The sequence below is a fragment of the Coxiella-like endosymbiont genome (genome assembly GCF_030643785.1).
GTDB lineage: Bacteria > Pseudomonadota > Gammaproteobacteria > Coxiellales > Coxiellaceae > Coxiella.
In genome coordinates this window covers 1,177,108-1,195,465 of the sequence record NZ_CP094378.1, presented here as the reverse complement: position 1 = coordinate 1,195,465, position 18,358 = coordinate 1,177,108, and the positions used below count along the sequence as shown (strand labels likewise).

Genomic DNA, 18,358 nt, shown 5'->3' with positions numbered 1-18,358 from the left:
CGGGTAACTTTACAAGATCAATCCACAGAAAAACTAGTGCCAGCCATTAGGCGAGCCTATTCTTTGTATAAGAAAAATTGGAGGTGCCTCAATTAATCTAAGAAGCGATGGATCGTTTATAACCTGATGCAGCAGGGAACGGAATTCGTACGGCAGATGTAATTATTGAAGCTGTATTTGAAGACTTAAAATTAAAACAGAATCTCTTTAAATCAATTGAGCCGCAATTAAAATCGGAAGCCGTTTTAGCAAAAAAACATAAAAACATCTAGTCTTTCTTTGGATGAGCTGGCTTCGGTTTTAAAAAACCAGAGCGATTAGTGGTGATTCATTTTTTCAACTCAGTAGTAAAACTGCCCTTGCTTGAATTGACGAAAGGTCAAAAAAACAGCTCTCGCTGTTGCTGAAAAAGCGGTAGCTTTTGTAGGGGAGATTGATAAATTGCCTTTGTCCGTTAGCATTAGCCAGGATTTTTTTAGTTAATCGGGCAATTATGGCGTATTTGTTAGAAGCTAATCGATTTTTAACGGATGGATTTTCTATAGAATTAATTGATAAGGCGGCAGTAGATTTTGGAATGCCCGTGGGGCCTATGGAATTCGGATCGAGTTGAATTGGATATTTGTTTGTTGGTAGCCAATCATTTGAAGGGTTTTTATGAGGATGAAGTTCCTCAAAAACTGGAATCTTTAGTTAAAGAAGACCATCTCGGAGTGAAAACTGGCCAAGAATTTTATTAGTATCGAGACGGAAAAAAGATAGGAGCAAAAAATGTGTCGAGCGAGTCTGCTAATTCTGATTTGACGAATCGATTGATATTACGATTTATAAACGAAGTAATGAAACGAAGTAATGAAATGTTTGGATGAAAGTGTTGTTGACAATGAGGATCTGGCAGACGCCGGAGTTATTTATATTCGGTGCGGGTTTCGCGCCTTTTCGTTGGAGGGCCTATTCATTGTGCCAGTGGCAATGAGTTTATACCCTGCAGGGCAAGAGCCCCTTTTTACTTAATTGGCTAGTCTTTGAAATATTACGGAGTTATTTTTAATATTACGGAGTTATTTTTAAAGCAATATTTCCTGTAACTCTACTGGGCGCTGTCATTAAAAATCTGTATTCGCATTTGGGAAATATATCTTCCCACCGTTAATTATATTTGATCCTATTTTTCATTATCGTTTTATTAGAAATTTATCTGTGTGGGTGCTCGCTTTGTACGAAAGCCGATGCGATTTTTAAGGGCATACCGATAAAATTAACTCAAGCATTTAGAAATGTCTACTTTAAGTTGTCATTAGTGTATTTGGAATTTTTTATTTTTATTATTGGTTTTTGTTTATTATTTTTTATTAGTTACTTCTTAAGTAATTTAATTGCATTATTTTTTATTTTTTGTGCATCAACCTCTTTTTCGAGCTTTGCTAGTATTAGTTTTTATTGCCTTCCCTTTGATGATTTTCTTTGTTTTATTTTTTCTTTTTTCTTTTGTAATTCTATTGGTGTTGAACCAGCTGAGTGTATGGGAAGGATTTCATCAAAGTGCACGCTACGTAGGATATAAAAACTAGTTACGAGTTTTTGTCTTATACGCTACCTATCTATTTTTTCTTCTTATTGTTTTGCCAACGACTTTGCATGGTAAATGGCTGATGGAGCATCATTTAAGTTTAATTTTTGATGCTATTATATTTTTAATTTTTGGACCGTTTTTAATTAATTTTACCATTTTGCTTTCAAACGACTTGCGATTACGCCATAGGGCATACATTAATCGCAATGAGTTTTGAGGAGATTTATTTTACTTTAGCCGACCAGGTAAGATTTAAGAGGTAAGATTTAAGAATAGGTAATAAGAATAGGTAAAAAGTGTCTGCTTAATTCTTCGAGCACTGCTTGATTTTCACTCCATACTTGATTTTCACTCCATAATTTTATTTTTAAATAGGGGGAACGTATACAATATCCCAAATTACACTGGAAATCTGGCATTAATTTTTCTAACTGACTAGCTAAAAGCCCTTCATTAGCCTTAACTAACAGCCAAGTTTTTCGATAAATTTTTTAAGGATAGTTACTTTCCTGCAATTTCGGAAAAAAGGCAGTGAAAAATAGGAAAACATTCTTTTGGCGGCCTTGGTAACATAAAAATATGTTTCCCTTGGTGCTGAAAATAGCAAGCTGCTGCTATTCCGTTAGTGTTGTGAATGGGTTTCCGTGCCTTCTGGTAATAAGGTTTGATGACGATTAGTGTCTAGAATAGGATATCAATAGGGTGTCCTCTATTAGTAAGTCAATTGACAATCCATTCCCAAAATTCCTCATGAAAAACTAAGCGACAACCTAAAGCGGATGAAAAAGCATAACGGACGCGATTATCAACAGTGGATCCCAAGCTTTCCGATCGTAAGCAATCAAGGGTTCGGTGACTAAAAAAACAAATAACGAATGGCTCGTAACGCATGGCTTATTGAATTTCTTGTTGATTATCACCAACGAGACAATCCGCTGACCGGTCTGGATACTATTTTCAATAAGAGCATGAATAAAATGAGTGGTATTTGTTTCAAGGGTATCCCACGTTGATAAGCTTTTCCCTGGTAGCGACGAAACCGACTCATTTTTTTATTCCGACCATTCGCGCTCTAGATATTGAAGCTTGTCAGGAATATCTGCCCAATCATCAGCATCTTTCGGAGCTTCTTTTTTGGCGGTAATAATAGGCCACTGCTTGGCAAGTTCTGCATTGAGTTTTAGAAAATATTGCTTTTCTTGGGGTAAGTCGTCTTCAGCAAAGATAGCATCGACGGGGCATTCCGGAACGCAAAGATTGCAATCAATGCATTCGTCTGGATCGATGACCAACATGTTGGGGCCTTCGTGGAAACAATCTACAGGACAGACTTCCACGCAGTCTGTGTACTTGCAACGTATACAGTGATCAATTACAATAAAAGTCATTTTACAGTAGCTCCCTTAGAAATTATAGTATAACGAAGAGTGTAATTGAAGCTATCAATTCCACTAAAATCAAAATCGTATCCCTATAAACAAAAACAACTTAGTTCAGTGAACATTTGTGGTAACGGTGGATAATATCAAAAGTTGGATTGAAGCGGGTTTGCCCGAGAGCCAAGTTGTTTTTGTAGAGGGAGATGGGCAGCATTTTGAAGCAGTGGTTTTATGTTCTACATTTGAAGGTAGAAACCGAGTAGCTCGTCATCGTATGGTTTACAATGCTCTCGGGAATCGCATGAAATCTGATATTCACGCCCTTTCCTTAAAAACGCATACGCCGGATGAATATAAAACGATCCCCGGGGCTAAAATTCTGGCTTACTGATTGTGTGGAGCGACTAGCGTCAAGGATGCATGAGAGATGGGCCAAAATAACCCACGGAGCAGAAAAATCACTAAGCCAGAGTTAAGTCGGAAACTATGAAAATAAAAAGAGATCAATTAATGAGTATCCAAGAAGAAATTCGACAACAAATAGAAACTAACCCTATTGTGTTGTATATGAAAGGAACGCCTGACTTTCCTCAATGCGGCTTTTCAGGACGTGTGGTTCATATTCTGCGCCAATGTGGAGCCCAGTTTACAAGCTTTGACGTTTTAGAGTCATCCGAGCTTCGTCAAGGAATTAAAGATTTTTCCAATTGGCCTACGATTCCCCAACTCTATATCAATGGTGAGCTTATTGGCGGAAGTGATATCGTTAGCGAACTGTTCACAAGCGGAGAGTTAACGAAATTGCTAGAAGGCTTATAGTTATTTACTCGAAATCCCATAAAGTTTTTCTTTTTACAGAAGAGGAAGAGGGAGTATTCTGTAAATGAAAAATTCGTTTGTATTTGGTGATTTCGGCCAGCTGCGTAGCTGACCATGCATGGTTTTGATCAAAATCAGCCAAACGCTTATCAATTTCGCTAATGTAAGCTCCTGAAGTCTTTTGATAATTATTTTTCTTTCTAAACATAAGCTCTGCTAAAATATGGTGCCTGATGAATTATAGTTAGATTGTAATATGAAATGAATATGCTTTCCATGACTAATTTACCACTGGTTCTGAAAGGATTCAACTTTTCAGAATTATTTACGATAAATGGGCTTGCAAAGCTGGATGCTGCTTTTCTGATTTTTCTAAAAACAAAAGATGAAATCTTGCACGCACGACTTCTGCGGTATCGAGAAAATGAACCCTTAAAACCTCAAGAGATCAGCGAGTTAATCATTGCCTGTGGGCCTCTTTTAGAAACTTTTATTGCAGATTTTTTTTCAATTGAGAAATCGGCCAACCATTTGCGTGTCGCCACTTTAAAAGAAAACATCATTTTTGCTTTCAAAAAATTCTATGTCTTGCGTCAAGCACGCAGGCTGCTCAAAAAGGCAGATTTAATAGAAAGTTTTTCACTATTAGATCAATGGGTAACTGATCAATTAGAAGAAAACAGATTAAATGAAGTTGATCGAGAATGGGCCATCGCTCGGTGGGGACAGCGGTTATTGGAAGCGCCTGAAGATAATGCAGCATTTATTGAAAAACTTACTTCCTGGTGTGTTGCTGCCCTTACTCAATTAGAAGGAAAGAATGCAGTAAGAGGATGGATAAGCTTTCGTTTACACAAACATCTAAATTATGAAAATTTAGTAGAAACGGTTGCTCTTCCTGAAGATGCACTGGGACGTTTAGAGGGGCCGCCGGAATCGCGCCGTTATCGGGACGGCTTCACTTTGACCGATCCGCGGATGGAACGGCGTGAAGCAATGGCCCATGTTCATTATTGTATTTATTGTCACAAAACTGATGGGGATTTTTGTTCCAAAGGATTTCCAGTAAAAAAAGGCGATCCAAATCGAAACCTAAAGATTAATCCTTTAGGTGAAACTTTAACAGGATGTCCCTTGGATGAAAAAATTTCCGAAATGCATATTTTGAAAAAGAAGGGCTATGCAATTGCTGCTTTAGCCACTGTTATGATCGATAATCCTATGTGCCCAGCTACGGGGCATCGTATTTGCAACGATTGTATGAAAGCTTGCATTTACCAAAAACAAGAGCCCGTTAACATTCCTCAGACTGAAACACGAATTTTAACGGACGTATTGGAATTACCCTGGGGTGTGGAGATCTATGATTTGCTTACACGTTGGAATCCCCTACGGCAAGAACAATACCTACCTAAAGCTTATAATGGAAAAAAAGTGTTGATTATGGGAATGGGGCCTGCTGGGTTTACATTGGCACATTTTCTTTTGATGGAAGGCTTTGCTGTTGTGGGAACCGATGGTTTAAAGATTGAACCCTTGCCTTCTGATCTTATTGCTGAGCCTATTCGAAATTATGTGGATCTAAAAAAACGGTTGGACAATCGGGTAATGGCCGGTTTTGGTGGAGTTGCCGAATATGGAATTACTGTGCGTTGGGATAAAAATTTCTTAAAACTAATTTACATCAGTTTATTAAGGCGTCCCTATTTTCAAGTATTTGGCAGCGTTCGTTTCGGTGGCACTTTATTGGTTGAAGATGTATGGCGTCTGGGTTTCGATCATTTAGCAATAGCTGTGGGGGCTGGTTTGCCGCGCGAATTGCAGATTCCAAATAGCCTAGCTCCAGGGATGCGCCAGGCTAACGATTTTTTAATGGCACTTCAATTAACTGGTGCTGCTAAATCCTCAAGCTTGGCTAATTTACAAGTGCGCTTGCCCGCCGTAGTGATTGGAGGCGGATTAACCGCCATCGATACGGCCACGGAAGTTCAAGCATATTACATCGCTCAAGTAGAAAAAATAACTCAACGATATAAAAAGCTTATCAAATTCTTTGGAGAAGAAGCTGTAAGGTCTCGTTTTGATCAAGTTTCATTGGAAGTTTTAGATGAATTTCTTAATCATGGGCGAGCTGTCGGTGCGGAGCGCCTGAAAGCAAAAGAAGAAGATCGACCGATTGATTTAGTAAAGCTTCTCCGAGGATGGGGTGGAATAACCATAGCTTATCGCCGGACTATGGAAGAGTCTCCTGCTTATAAACGTAACCACGAGGAGGTAATAAAGGCCTTAGAAGAAGGCATCTATTACGCTGAGGGTCTAGAACCAAAAGCCGTGAAATTAGATGCCCAAGGTTGGGCAATAGCTTTAGTATGTCAATGGCGTGTCATGGATGAAGAAGGGGTTTGGATTGTAACGGATGAGGATCAAACCTTGCCTGCCCGCTCCATTTTCGTGGCGACTGGAGCTAAGCCCAATATCGCGTATGCTTATGAGCATAGAGATACTTTCTCTCGTGAAGGCTTTAATTACCAACGATTTGAATTTAAAGATAATAAATTAAAAGAAGTTAGTGAAGAAGGTCATTGTAAAATTGAGGATTTTGGGCCCTTTACGAGTTATGAAAAGGGCGAGCATCGAGTAAGTTTTTTAGGCGACACACATCCCATTTTCCATGGAAGTGTCGTGAAAGCTATTGCCTCTGCTAAGCGGACCTATCCAAAAATTGTCGAAGCACTCGAACATAATCATCGGTTTAATGGAGACGTGATTGAATATGATAAATTCCGTGACCAGATGGCCACCCTTTTTGAAGCGAAGGTGATAGCGGTTCGACGACATTCTCCTGCCATGGTCGAATGCCAAATTAGAGCATTAATGGCAGCCCGTAACTTTCGAGCGGGCCAATTTTATCGATTGCAGAATTTCGAATGCTTATCACCCCTTATTGGCGATACACGGTTACAAACGGAAGCCTTGGCAATGATTGGTGTGAATCAAAATTCCGATCCAGATGTAGTGAGTTTTATGGTTTTGGAGCGTGGGGCGAGCTCCCGATTGGTAGCAACCTTAAAACCGGGCCAGCCGATTTCCATTATGGGACCGACAGGTTGTTATAGCAAAATTCCCACAGAGAGCCAGAAAAATATAATGATTATTGGAGGGGCTCTGGCTGCTTCACATTTGCGCTCTTTAGGGCCTACATTGCGGAAAGCGGGGCATCGCGTGTTCTATGTGGCCTTAATGGAAACGGCTAATGAACTTTACTGCCACGAAGAATTAGAGGCGGTAAGCGATGTTGTTTTGTGGCTGACTCAAAAGGGTGGAAGAATTAAACCACGACGTTCTCAAGATAGAGTCGCGCAGGGAGAACTTATTTCCGTTTTGCGCCGCTACGAAATAGAGCAACCATCCCTTTCGCTGCAGACGATTGATCGTGTGTACGTAATCGGTTCGACTCATCTTCTTCGGCAAGTTCAAAAAGGTCGAGAGGGCCTATTAAAGAAATATTTCAAACCTGAAGTGGAATTTGTCGCTTCGGTTTATGGGCCAATGCAATGCATGATGAAAGGGGTATGTGCTCAATGCCTGCAATGGCAAATCGATCCTAGCACAGGGAAGCGGACAAAAGCCGTTTATGCTTGTTCTTGGCAACATCAGCCTATGGAATTGGTGGATATTAAAAATATCGAAGAGCGTTTTTCTCAGAACCGAACTCAGGAAATTTTATCCGATTTGTGGCTGGATTACCTGTTTGCGACAGAAAGGATTGAGCGTGTGTGAAAGGCTCGCTATAATTTATCCTATGCTACCATATAGCTACGGACAAGGAACTAACGAATAATATATATAGACAAATTTTTCATATGGAAGCAGAGGCCTATGGCTCAGTTTGGGATGGTTCATTCCGCTGTGACGTTGGTTGTTGCTGGTGTGCGGTTTATGGGTGAAAGTGCAAAAATATTATTAAGCCCGGAAAAACGAATTTTGATGTCTACCGGTGAAGCCACTTGTTCGCTTGATCTTTCCTGTCCTGTTGACACATTTTCCCGATTTTATGATGAGCACCCTGATCGGAGGACAGACAGTGGTGGTCTATTGCAACACATCAGCAGCGGTTAAAGCACGAGTGGATAAGATAAAAAGATTTTATGGGCGCCTGATCCCGCGATACTTTGGAAATTACATACAAAAGAGAACAGAAGCCGATTTAATTTTATGGAATGGGGCCCTTGTATTGTGCATGAAGAGTTCAAAGGAGAAGCTTTTGCGGCTTTACGAAAAGAATATCCTCAAGCAGCCGTTTTAGTGCATCCCAAATCACCTGCTTCCATTATTGAACAAGCAGATGTGCAGTGTTCTACTCCGCAGTTGTTAAAAGCATCATAAGAGTTACGTAATTCCACTTTTATTGTAGCGAACTGATCACGGCATTTTTTACAAAATGCAGCAGTAATCGCTTCACAAAACTTTCATTGAAGCGTCCACTGCTGCTGGCAAGGAGCAACGTGTCGAAGAGCTATGGACCATTGTCCCTGGATAGCTATGAATATTACAAAATTTGGAGCAGTCTTTACTCACTGGCAATAATGAAATTTTATTGGATGCTATAGCTAAAGTTAAAGTTCCTCTTCAGCGAATGCTCGATTTCAGCTATGGGTATCACAAGAATCAGAAATAAATTTTCATTTTGAATATCCCACTTGATCTAATAGAAAGGGAACGACAGGCTATGAGCATTCTTGAGAATGAAAAGTTACAATGTAAACTAGAACTTCTAAAGTTAGAAAAAATTTGTCATCATATTTTTTATGTTGTGATCAGACCAAACCTCAATGCTATCCAGAGAATATAGGATTAGAGCCATGGGAATATTTAAAACGACGATTAAATGAATTAAATTTAACGGGTGCGGGAGGAATTTGCCGAACGAAAGCGAATTGTTTGCGAACTTGCTGTCAAGGGCCAATTACCGTAGTTTATCTCGATCGTATTTGGTATCACTCCTGCACTCCGGACGTTATTGAGCGAATTATCCAAGAATATTTTATTGTCGGAAAGCCTTTATTGTCGGAAAGCCTCTAGAAGAGTATATTTTCTTTAAAAGAAATGAAAGTTAATATTCATTTGAAAAAATTAAAAAGTATTTTTAAAGCTCCTGTTGAGTATTATTTAACTCACGAGAGCGGTGAAATTTTATTGAATACCTGGTTAGGTAAATCTATTTCATTCAACTATGCAGGATCAATTTATTGTATTCAATGCGGGCGTAAAACTAATAAAAGTTTTCAGCAAGGATTTTGTTTTCCTTGTTTGAGGAGACTGCAAGAGTGTGATCTTTGTATTATCCACCCGGAACGCTGTCGAGTAGAAAAAGAAGGGTGCCCTATTGGGGATTGGGCTCACATCCATTGTCATCAAAATCATATGGTTTATATAGCAAATTCTTCAGGTCTAAAAGTAGGCATTACTCGAGAAACGCAGGTGCCCACACGCTGGATTGATCAAGGCGCCATTCAAGGGGTGCCTATTTTACAGACGAAAAATCGTTATCAAGCAGGCATGATAGAGGTTAGCTTAAAAGCCTTCATTGCCGATCGTACGGATTGGCGGAGAATGTTAAGAAATCATATTGAAGAAATAGATTTAATCTCTGCACGAGATGCCTTGCTAAAGGAAGCCGACTCCTCTCTTTCCAGAGTGATAAACCAATTTAAAGAGGGAGATATTCAGAAACTCGAAACAACTCCGGTCACTCGATTAAATTACCCTGTTTTAGAATATCCGAATAAAATAAAAGCTCTTTCATTTGAAAAGACACCCACCATTATGGGATCCCTTTTAGGAATTAAAGGACAATATCTTATTTTAGATACTGGAGTGATTAATATACTGAAATATGGGGGTTATGATGTCGAATGTATGGTCTTATAAATGGGATATCTAATTCGATTTTTATCTCAAGAATTCAACATTATCGGCATCAGTGGGGTCCTTCTGGTTTTGTTAGCTTATTGTTTATTACAAATGAATAAGCTTAATCAAAGCAGTATTACTTATTCCCTCCTAAATTTTATAGGTTCAGGATTTATTTTAATATCTTTATATTTTTCGTGGAATTTAGCTTCGGGCATCATAGAAATTGCTTGGCTTTTGATTAGTTTGTTTGGTCTAACTAAAGCAATTTATTTTCGTAGAGAGATTAGATTAACTAACCTCAACTCTGGATAAGTGCATAGTTTTTACTCAAGATATAATTGTATTTTACACCCTCTTTGTTTGTTTTCCAGGCATAAGCAATCAATATGCACCCAGAACATTTTTGAAATAAGACAATAATTGTTATAGTTTCGCTCAGGCTCTCATTGTCCCTTTACGATCCGGTCGATTGGAGTTGAGTAATAAATACACCAATTTTCGTTTCAATACTGCTTGCAACAGTCATCAGTCATCAAGATCGCAAAAAAATCTCTGTGATTGGTGCCAACATCATCAACTCCTGTTGTGCAAAATCGGAGTCAAATTGTACTGGCATCAATATTTTTTCAATATTTTCAAATAATTGAATTATCTCTTATCCAGAATTGAGGTTAGTTATTTAATCTTCTCTTCTTTCTTGAACCCTCAAAATGATTGATCATCCTTCCCCTCCTAGCAGAACAAAAATTAAAACGCTTCCCATGTCAGCGCGTCCAGCGTGAAATTAAAAGTGCCTGCACCCATAAATGCCTCCAAAAGCAATTAAGGTTATCATGCCATCGGTGTAGATCATTCAAGCTATAAAAAAATAAAAAGATTGAGAGTTCGTTTTATAGAATGGAAGGTTTGTTTGAGCTCCTTTAATCCTAGTCTGATGGCTTGTTTCAAAGGATATTGATAAGAGGGTCTGTCTCGGAAAAAAGAAAAATCGGAAGGCTAAAATATAGCGAACCAGATTATTGCTACAAATAATGTAGTTAGACGAATATGAGCAAAAGATTCAATATTTAACGACGTAGGTTTAGAAAGTAGCAAAAATAAAGTGATAATCAATGACAGCAGTGCGCCCAAATTTCCAATGGACTAACCTAAGCGCGAAATACGGCCTAAAGTTGCTGAAATATTTTCAGCAGCAGTAGAAGACACACACAAGAGCGTATTATAAAAAATAAAGCAGGCTTCATAGGCAATATTGCAGATTATAATTAGGGTCAGGGTACGCAAAATGGCCGCAGGGGGGATTGAAAACTACAACAAAGCGGTGGCTAAAATAACAAACATAGGTACTAATGAACAGCCATAATTTTCTTTTACCCGCGTAATTGGCAATAGCCCATAAACTAACTAGGACTAATATAGCCGTGAGGAATCAGGCAAGAGCAATTGTGTAACCAACGTGTTCCTGTAATTATATTAGTGCTATATGTTGTGTAAAATAGGGAAGAAAGTTTAAGTCAAAATGTAAGAATGAACAATTGATGCTGTGATGAATCAATTTAATCTTAAATGAGTAATTCTACTCTACTTTGCCAAGCATCGGGAGGCTTTTTTGGATAATCTCTACAATGTTGGATCAGAATTTGAACAGACTTATCGTTAGAATTTTCTTGTAAAATTCCTTCAAATATTTTTTAGCTTTAGTAAATTATTCACCTTTAAAATTTTGTAAAGTTGCTTTTTTAATTTCGGCATCGGGTTGTGCATCAATAATTTTGTAGATAATAATTACATCTTCTGAAGCAATATCGACTACTCTTCCCAAGGCGGTGACCCTCTAGCTGCTGTTCGTTTCCAATGATTCCCAAAATGATATTTCCAATACTAAGACTAATGCTGTAGGATAGATAAAGTTTTTCAAAGCCTTTTAATTCGAGTGTTTTATTGAAAGATTTAAGTTTATCTTGTAATTCAATACTTGCGTCCAAAGCTTGATCTGCTCTTTTTAGAAACGGTGCAATGAAAGGCATCACCAATATATTTATTAATATATCGTCCATATTTTTTGTTCATATTTGTTAATTTTTGGCGTGATTGTACTTAAATACTCATTAATTAAATCAAAGACCTCAGTTAGGTGGAAGATAATTTTTCAGAAATTGACATAAAACTGGGCAAATCGGAAATTATAATGGATATAGATATATTAATTTGTTATCTACTAATTTTAATTCTGGTAGATTATTGCAGCCCAGCGATTTTAACAGTATCTTAGGAACAAACTGATCAATAGATTCATAGAGGATAGCATTTTCAATAGCGATGGCAGCTTGCTTTGCAGTAAGTTGGAGGAATTCCAATTGTTCCTATGAGTAAGCTTGAGATAATTTATGATTTTCACAACAGAATAACCCGATTAGAGTTTTTTGAAAAAAATTGGGACTAACAATGGCTGATTTAATTTATTTTGCTTCTAGGTAATCGATCAACCATTTAGGATAGGGTAATCGCTGTTTGGTTTTCTATAAAAAATTACGACTATTTCGCGTTCCACATATTTGATAAAATCGATGAGAAGGTCGTTTCGGCCACCGAGATGTTCTGAATGAGTCACAGCCGCTTCATTTCTGTTATAAGCATACTTGCCTTCAATAAAGATGAGATTTTTCTTTTTAAGAATAAAAAGATACGATCTGAATTCGTTTGATTTGAAATTTCAGTTAATAACTTTTTGATTAATGAGGACAAGTTAGTTTCTGATGTGAGGGAATTGCTAATTTTTAACATATTGTCAAAGTCGATGACCTGGAATAAACGAACTAATTCTTTATAGGGAAGAGAGGTGGCTGTGAGATCTTTATGAGCTCTCTCTTCTGCTAACTGCTCCTTAAAAGGGTTCTCTAATTGAAGTACTTTTCGATTAAATCCAAAAGCTTTGTAGTTATGATAAGTATCATGCAGATAATATTTAAAGACCAATTTTTATCTGTTTGACGATAAAATAAAGCAGCTAATTCATAAGCTAAAGCCATTTCTAATAAATGTTGTCTTTCTTTAGCTTGAGAAATAGTTTTTTCATAAAATTCTTCGGCTTTATTCTGGTTATTTATAAGTGAATAAAATTTCGCTAGAAGGCGATAATATTGTTGTAGATAATTAGTAGAATTTTTTGATTTTATCCTTTTTTGTTTTTAATCGAGAAATTATATTGCAAAGTAATAAGCCCTTATAATAAATAAAAACTAAATTAATGGGGGTGTTATTGAATGGTGCTTAGATTAGCATTGTTTCCAGTTTTATAAGCTTCTTGGTAATTCCACAGATAATAGTTTTTCTGTCTCATAGATAAAATGAAAGGCTCGTGTGTTTTGCTACGGTATTCTAATTCAGGTTCTATAAAGGGTTAGTTCAACATAAAAGTAATGAAACCGTAAGGTGAAAAGTCCTGATCAGTTCGGTTCGAACAAGTTTAAAGACTTAAACTTTGAAGAAAATTTCTTTCATTTCCTGATACTAATCATATAGACTTTCGCCACTTTGAAATTTAAGTATGAAATAATACCCGATACTATAAGTGGTATATTCGATATTTTCTTCCTGCAAGCATCGGAAAAAAATTTGATTTTAAGACGGAAATGCAATCACGAATGTTCTGAAGTCAAGGGCTGATAAAGTCTTTTACATGAAAGACTCCTCTCCTAAGCCAATTTTATTCTTTAATTCCTTCGTTAGGTGGATTTAAAATCATTACGTTTTTTTGAGTTCGTCTAGCTCATTTTACATCGATTTAACAGTAATTTCATTAATTTTTCGTAATCTTTCTGAAAGAATATGACTGATATTCTGGCTGATAAGCGATAATATTTGCTCATTCTTTTTGATAGGTTCCAGAGAAATTTCAATAAGTTTACTATTGGTTAAAGCAACTACCGAGATAGATCAGGTTTCAACTTATATGAGGACCATTTCTCCGATAGTGTTATTGGTAGAAAGTGTAGAAACTTCGTAAATCTGGCCGGTTGCTTTATACATTTTTCTAATGGAAACGGATCCGGAAACGATTATGTAGAATGAATTTAGTTTGTCGTTTTCTTAAAATAACGTATCTCCTTTTTTTAAAATAACGGATTTAGAATGGGCATAAATCCTCTGGATTTTATCATCATTTAAACCATTAAACAGTTTAATTTTTATTATTTCTTTCTTTTTCAATGTGAAATACTTGACTGCATTTGACGAATCCCTTCTAAAAGCTATTTTTCATTGAATGGTGTATAAGCCAATTTCGAGGAAGAATCTTACAGGCGCTCTCGTTCCGGATCGAAGTATCGCATTTGATTTTACAAGACCGGTAATTATTCTCTTTTTAGAGATTTTCAAGCCTTGAGTAAAGAATTTGGACTTTATGGGTTTGTTTATTATATCTTTTAGAGTATTATGAGAACGGTTACGGTCAAAAACATAGCGGTACCCATTCTCCTCTCTATCCTGAGAGGCATCTTCACAGTTAATTTTCGGTTAATTTTAATTATTGCGGAAACATCTGGCCTTTCCTGGCTTTTACGGTTTAGTCACGATATGCGCTCGCGAAATGGATTTTTACGCTAGGAGTAAATAGTGCCAAACTCCTATTCGTCACTCCCAAAAAATCTAGGTTTATTATTCCTCGAGACGAGTTCGATTGGAATCGATACCTTGATAATGAGATAATAAAGGAACATATTAGATTAACGTTGGTATATGTACATTGTTTCTTTCACAATCGGGAAAAGCCTAGATAATGAATTCGTGAGCGTTACGACAATAGGCCTTAATAGATCTGTGTCAGATTTTGTAGGTTTTGAGTTGAGTTACTTAGAGTAAGAAAAGAGTGACAGCTGGTGAGAATGATCTTCTATAACCGATTCCCACCAAACTATCACAAAAAACTTTCCTCTAGTTTTCTAGAGGAGGTCCCTTTCTGTCTTTCCTTGAATAATCGTCCATTTTGCCCTTATGGTGTATAATCCGATATGTTTAAATAATAGACATTATTGAGTGTAAAAGAAATCACCTAAGAACTCTTTTTTCTGTAAGATATGTCTTACAAATTTAAATCTCCATTAAGAGTTCATTAAGAAATTGGTGGCTTAACGGAAGAACAATTAAGTGGTTATTTTCCAATTTGAGAAGTTTTCGTTTTTGGCTAGTTTTAAGGCAAGAAGAAATAGCATGGGGGTTCAAGTCTGGTTCGTTTTGTGAAAAGCGTAAAGCGGAATCGGTTTTTGCAAACGAAGCGCATTTATCATAGATTCGAGGGGAAGCTCTTCTGGATGCAAACTTCTCTGGATGGAAACTTCGTTGACCTTCTAGAAAGGAATTTTTAGGATGCATGTAAAATCTAGGATTTTTGATATTCCAATAGCAAAAAATTTCATTTTCGAAAGTTAATTTGCTATGCGCTTCGGCCCCAATTCCGAGATAATCACCAAACTTGCAATAATTGATATTATGCTGACAAAAATAATTATCTCGACAATAAGCAGAAACTTCATATTGATAAAAACCTTGTTTTTTTTAATAATTGTTGTTGTCCCTTTACTTACATTTCCCAAATATAATCGTCTGAAGGAAGGAGGGACAGGTGAATATTTTTAGAAAAAAGTTTGCGGTTCTAGTGCTAATTGATACCACGAAATATGCGTAGAATCTAATTCGATTGCATTTTGTAAGTCAAAGAGCGCATCTTCAATTTTTTGTTTCGGTAAGTCAAACATTAAGTCAATATTTATGTTTTTAAATCCTGCCCGTTTTGCAATTTTGATGGCTTGCTTAGCATTCTCGGCAGTATGAATGCGACCTAGTTTTTTTAATTTATCATCTTAAAAACTTTGTATACCAAGAGACAAGCGATTAATGCCCGTTTTTCGATAGCCATTGAACCGATACTGCTCAACGCTTCCGGGATTAGTTTCCAGGGTAATTTCGATTTCCTCATTTAAGGTTAACACTTTTTTCATTTCATAAAATAATTTTTCGTAAGCTGACGCAGAGAATAAACTAGGTGTCCCTCCGCCAATAAAGATGGTATAAATGATGGGGTAATCAGTGATGAAGGACAGTCGTTGTTTGAGATCGTTAAGCCAAAGCCTGAACGTAATTTTCTTCCGGAAGAGGGTGATGTAAAGCGTGAGAATTAAAATCACAATAAGGGCATTTTCGGAGACACCACAGGGCATATGACATACAAACTGAGCGGTATAACTGACATCATAGAATTGTATCATTTTCACGTCCAAGCGTGAAAATGAGATTTGAACATGATTAAAAAACCAACCATTATCGATAAAACCGTCATTGCGCGAAGCCGATTATTCCAAATCGAAGAGTTGCATCTGCGCTTTTCCAATGGAGAGGAACGCTATTTTGAACGTATTCGTGGGCGCGGGTGTGGTGCTGTAATGATTATTCCTCTGTTAGATAGCGAAACGATATTGCTGGTTCGGGAGTATAGTATGGGGGTGAATGATTATGTGCTAGGGTTCCCAAAAGGCAGCATTGAAAAAGGGGAAGAACTTTTGCTTACAGCCGAGCGCGAATTAAAAGAAGAAGTAGGCTATGGTTCCCGTAATATGTCGATTATCGCTTGTTTTAGTGCTTCTCCTGGCTATTTAGATTCCATGATGCATATCATTTTAGCGACAGACCTTTATCGGGAAGCCATTCGTGGTGATGAACCAGAGCCCTTAGAGGTTATTCCATGGAAGCTTTCTAGAAGAAACGACTTGCTCGCTCATCCTGAATTTCATGAAGCACGCAGCGTAGCTGCCTTGTTTTTATTGGAGCATTCTCAGCATGTCCAATGATTGGTATCAACATGTAAATTCGTTCATCTTATTGGCCAAACACGCGGGAGCAGGAATTTTAAACTTTGCCCGGTTGCCCAAAGAGGCTATGCGGATTCAACAAAAATATAATAATACCTTATTAACCGAAGCAGATCTTTGCGCACATGGGATTTTGTATAAAGGATTACAGTCCTTAACGCCGAATATACCAATTTTGTCCGAGGAGGGCGAGATTCCTTCTTATAAAGCTCGCAGTCAGTGGCAGTGCTATTGGTTATTGGATCCTTTAGATGGCACGCGAGGTTTTATAGAGAGGCTCGACGAATTTACGGTAAATATTGCTTTAATTGAAAAGCATCAGCCTATCGTTGGAGTGGTGTATGCGCCTCTCCAAAAGGAATGTTATTTTGCTCATCAAAAACACGGAGCTTTTAAGCAGGTCAAGGATAATGTTCCTCAACAGATTCATACTCGAAAAATGAATTGGCAATCTTTTTCTGTTTATTTAGGTGAGTTTTTACATTCTCCTCGGTTACCTCGTCTATTTGAAACCATTCCTGCCGCCAAGGTTGTTCGATTAAATAGTTCTCTAAAATTTTGTCGGATCGCTGAAGGAGAAGGGGATCTCTATCCTCGTTTTGGCAATACCAGTGAATGGGATACCGCAGCCGCACAATGCGTTTTGGAGGCAGCTGGCGGTAGAATAGTTGATTTAAGTGGTAAAGCCCTGCAATATAACGCCAAGCTATCGCTCACTAATCCCCCTTTGTTGCAGTGGGCGATCCTACACAGAAATCCGAAATTATTGCATTATTGGAAACATAGAGAAGAGAAAAGTGATCAAGCATGTCAAAGTTGTAGTAACGGGTGCTGCTGGACAAATTGGTTATGCTTTATTGTTTCGTTTAGCTTCAGGCCAGGCATTTGGTTTAGATACCACCCTTGATTTACATTTACTCGAAATCGAACCCGCGTTGTCGTCGGCATTGAAAGGGGTCGTGATGGAATTAGAGGATTGTGCTTTTCCCTTATTGCGCAATATCGTAGTGACTTCAGATCCTAAGGTTGCCTTTAACAATGTTAATTGGGCGCTTTTAGTAGGTTCGGCGCCCCGCAAAGCAGGTATGGAGCGTAAAGATTTATTAGAGAAGAATGGTGAAATTTTTGCTGTGCAAGGAAAAGCGCTTAATGAACATGCAGCAAATGACGTTCGAATTTTCGTTGTAGGTAACCCCTGTAATACCAATTGCCTTATTGCTATGAATCATGCTCCAGACATCCCTAATGATTGTTTTTACGCCATGACAAGACTTGACCAAAATCGGGCTATTGGTCAGTTAGCTCTTAGAGCCGAGGTGGAAGTGACGGCTGTAAAAAATATGATTATTTGGGGAAACCATTCTTCCACCCAATACCCGGATTTTTATCATGCCACGATTAATGGCAAATTGGCCTCAGACGTAATTCGTGATAAAAAATGGTTGACGGAAGAATTTATTCCTCTAATTCAACAACGTGGTGCTGCTGTCATTAAAGCTCGAGGAGCCTCGTCGGCTGCTTCGGCTGCTAACGCTGTGATCGATAGCGTATGGAGTTTAATCAATACAACTCCTGTCGATGACAGCTATTCGGTCGCTTTATGTTCGCAAGGGCAATATGAGGTCGATGAAAGCTTGATTTTCTCATTTTCCTGTCGCACGGAGAACGGAATTGTTAGAGTTATTGAGGAGATTACGCATAATGAATTCGGTCAGCAAAAATTTCAAGCAACTTTAAATGAGCTTCGTGAAGAGCGTGACGCGGTGAAAGAATTAGGGCTTATTGAAGCTTAAATCCCTTTGCTTCTT

13 protein-coding genes and 3 pseudogenes are annotated in these 18,358 nt (G+C 37.8%); 13 read left to right on the top strand and 3 right to left on the bottom strand.

The window, feature by feature from the left end; translation table 11 throughout:
* Window positions 1–143 precede the first annotated feature (143 nt).
* The 3 genes and pseudogenes from MRH55_RS07910 (at window position 144) to MRH55_RS06090 (ending at window position 740) form a co-directional block, all read left to right on the top strand.
* Window positions 144–407, top strand: a pseudogene (locus MRH55_RS07910) (3-hydroxyacyl-CoA dehydrogenase NAD-binding domain-containing protein).
* Window positions 408–493: 86 nt separating this feature from the next.
* On the top strand, window positions 494–613 hold the full coding sequence (locus tag MRH55_RS07905; protein WP_369421102.1) for a 3-hydroxyacyl-CoA dehydrogenase family protein: 120 nt from the start codon (window positions 494–496) through the stop codon (window positions 611–613).
* Window positions 573–740, top strand: a complete 168-nt coding sequence (locus MRH55_RS06090) for a 3-hydroxyacyl-CoA dehydrogenase family protein (protein ID WP_369421100.1) — start codon at window positions 573–575, stop codon at window positions 738–740. The genes MRH55_RS07905 and MRH55_RS06090 overlap by 41 nt, the downstream gene beginning before the upstream one ends.
* 1,885 nt (window positions 741–2,625) lie before the next feature.
* On the opposite strand, the gene fdxA is transcribed toward MRH55_RS06090, so the two are convergent.
* Window positions 2,626–2,961, bottom strand: coding sequence for a ferredoxin FdxA (gene fdxA / locus MRH55_RS06085; RefSeq protein ID WP_304985313.1), 336 nt, complete (start codon window positions 2,959–2,961; stop codon window positions 2,626–2,628).
* A 127-nt stretch (window positions 2,962–3,088) separates the two neighbouring features.
* Between fdxA and MRH55_RS06080 the strand changes: the two genes are divergently transcribed.
* Together MRH55_RS06080 and grxD are read left to right on the top strand one after the other, a co-directional pair.
* Window positions 3,089–3,343 (top strand): BolA family protein, encoded by a 255-nt coding sequence (locus tag MRH55_RS06080; RefSeq protein WP_304985312.1) that lies wholly within the window; start codon window positions 3,089–3,091, stop codon window positions 3,341–3,343.
* Between the two features lie 119 nt (window positions 3,344–3,462).
* Entirely contained in the window at window positions 3,463–3,771 is a 309-nt protein-coding gene (gene grxD / locus MRH55_RS06075) for a Grx4 family monothiol glutaredoxin (protein WP_304986157.1), read from the top strand.
* 4 nt (window positions 3,772–3,775) lie between these two features.
* Here the strand turns inward: grxD and MRH55_RS06070 are convergent, their stop codons facing one another.
* Window positions 3,776–3,979 (bottom strand): CBU_0585 family protein, encoded by a 204-nt coding sequence (locus MRH55_RS06070; protein WP_304985311.1) that lies wholly within the window; start codon window positions 3,977–3,979, stop codon window positions 3,776–3,778.
* Window positions 3,980–4,038: 59 nt separating this feature from the next.
* Between MRH55_RS06070 and MRH55_RS06065 the strand changes: the two genes are divergently transcribed.
* The 5 genes and pseudogenes from MRH55_RS06065 to MRH55_RS08100 all read left to right on the top strand — a co-directional run bounded on the left by MRH55_RS06065 (window position 4,039) and on the right by MRH55_RS08100 (window position 9,999).
* Entirely contained in the window at window positions 4,039–7,551 is a 3,513-nt protein-coding gene (locus tag MRH55_RS06065; protein ID WP_304986156.1) for an FAD-dependent oxidoreductase, read from the top strand.
* A 99-nt stretch (window positions 7,552–7,650) separates the two neighbouring features.
* Window positions 7,651–8,157: pseudogene (gene nadA / locus MRH55_RS06060) on the top strand (quinolinate synthase NadA).
* Window positions 8,158–8,500: 343 nt separating this feature from the next.
* Window positions 8,501–8,853: pseudogene (locus MRH55_RS06055) on the top strand ((2Fe-2S) ferredoxin domain-containing protein).
* Window positions 8,854–8,877: 24 nt separating this feature from the next.
* Entirely contained in the window at window positions 8,878–9,702 is an 825-nt protein-coding gene (locus tag MRH55_RS06050) for a DUF2797 domain-containing protein (RefSeq protein ID WP_304985310.1), read from the top strand.
* Window positions 9,703–9,999 (top strand): CBU_0592 family membrane protein, encoded by a 297-nt coding sequence (locus MRH55_RS08100; RefSeq protein WP_439647876.1) that lies wholly within the window; start codon window positions 9,703–9,705, stop codon window positions 9,997–9,999.
* Window positions 10,000–15,545: 5,546 nt separating this feature from the next.
* Here the strand turns inward: MRH55_RS08100 and MRH55_RS06045 are convergent.
* Window positions 15,546–15,950 (bottom strand): radical SAM protein, encoded by a 405-nt coding sequence (locus MRH55_RS06045; RefSeq protein ID WP_304985309.1) that lies wholly within the window; start codon window positions 15,948–15,950, stop codon window positions 15,546–15,548.
* 33 nt (window positions 15,951–15,983) lie between these two features.
* Here MRH55_RS06045 and nudE point away from each other — a divergent pair, with 33 nt between their 5' ends.
* From nudE to MRH55_RS06030, 3 genes are read left to right on the top strand one after another with little or no spacing between them, the layout of a single operon-like run.
* Window positions 15,984–16,529, top strand: a complete 546-nt coding sequence (gene nudE / locus MRH55_RS06040; protein WP_304985308.1) for an ADP compounds hydrolase NudE — start codon at window positions 15,984–15,986, stop codon at window positions 16,527–16,529.
* Entirely contained in the window at window positions 16,519–17,457 is a 939-nt protein-coding gene (gene cysQ / locus MRH55_RS06035) for a 3'(2'),5'-bisphosphate nucleotidase CysQ (RefSeq protein WP_304985307.1), read from the top strand. The genes nudE and cysQ overlap by 11 nt, the downstream gene beginning before the upstream one ends.
* Window positions 17,348–18,343, top strand: coding sequence for a malate dehydrogenase (locus MRH55_RS06030; protein WP_304985306.1), 996 nt, complete (start codon window positions 17,348–17,350; stop codon window positions 18,341–18,343). The genes cysQ and MRH55_RS06030 overlap by 110 nt, the downstream gene beginning before the upstream one ends.
* Window positions 18,344–18,358 lie beyond the last annotated feature (15 nt).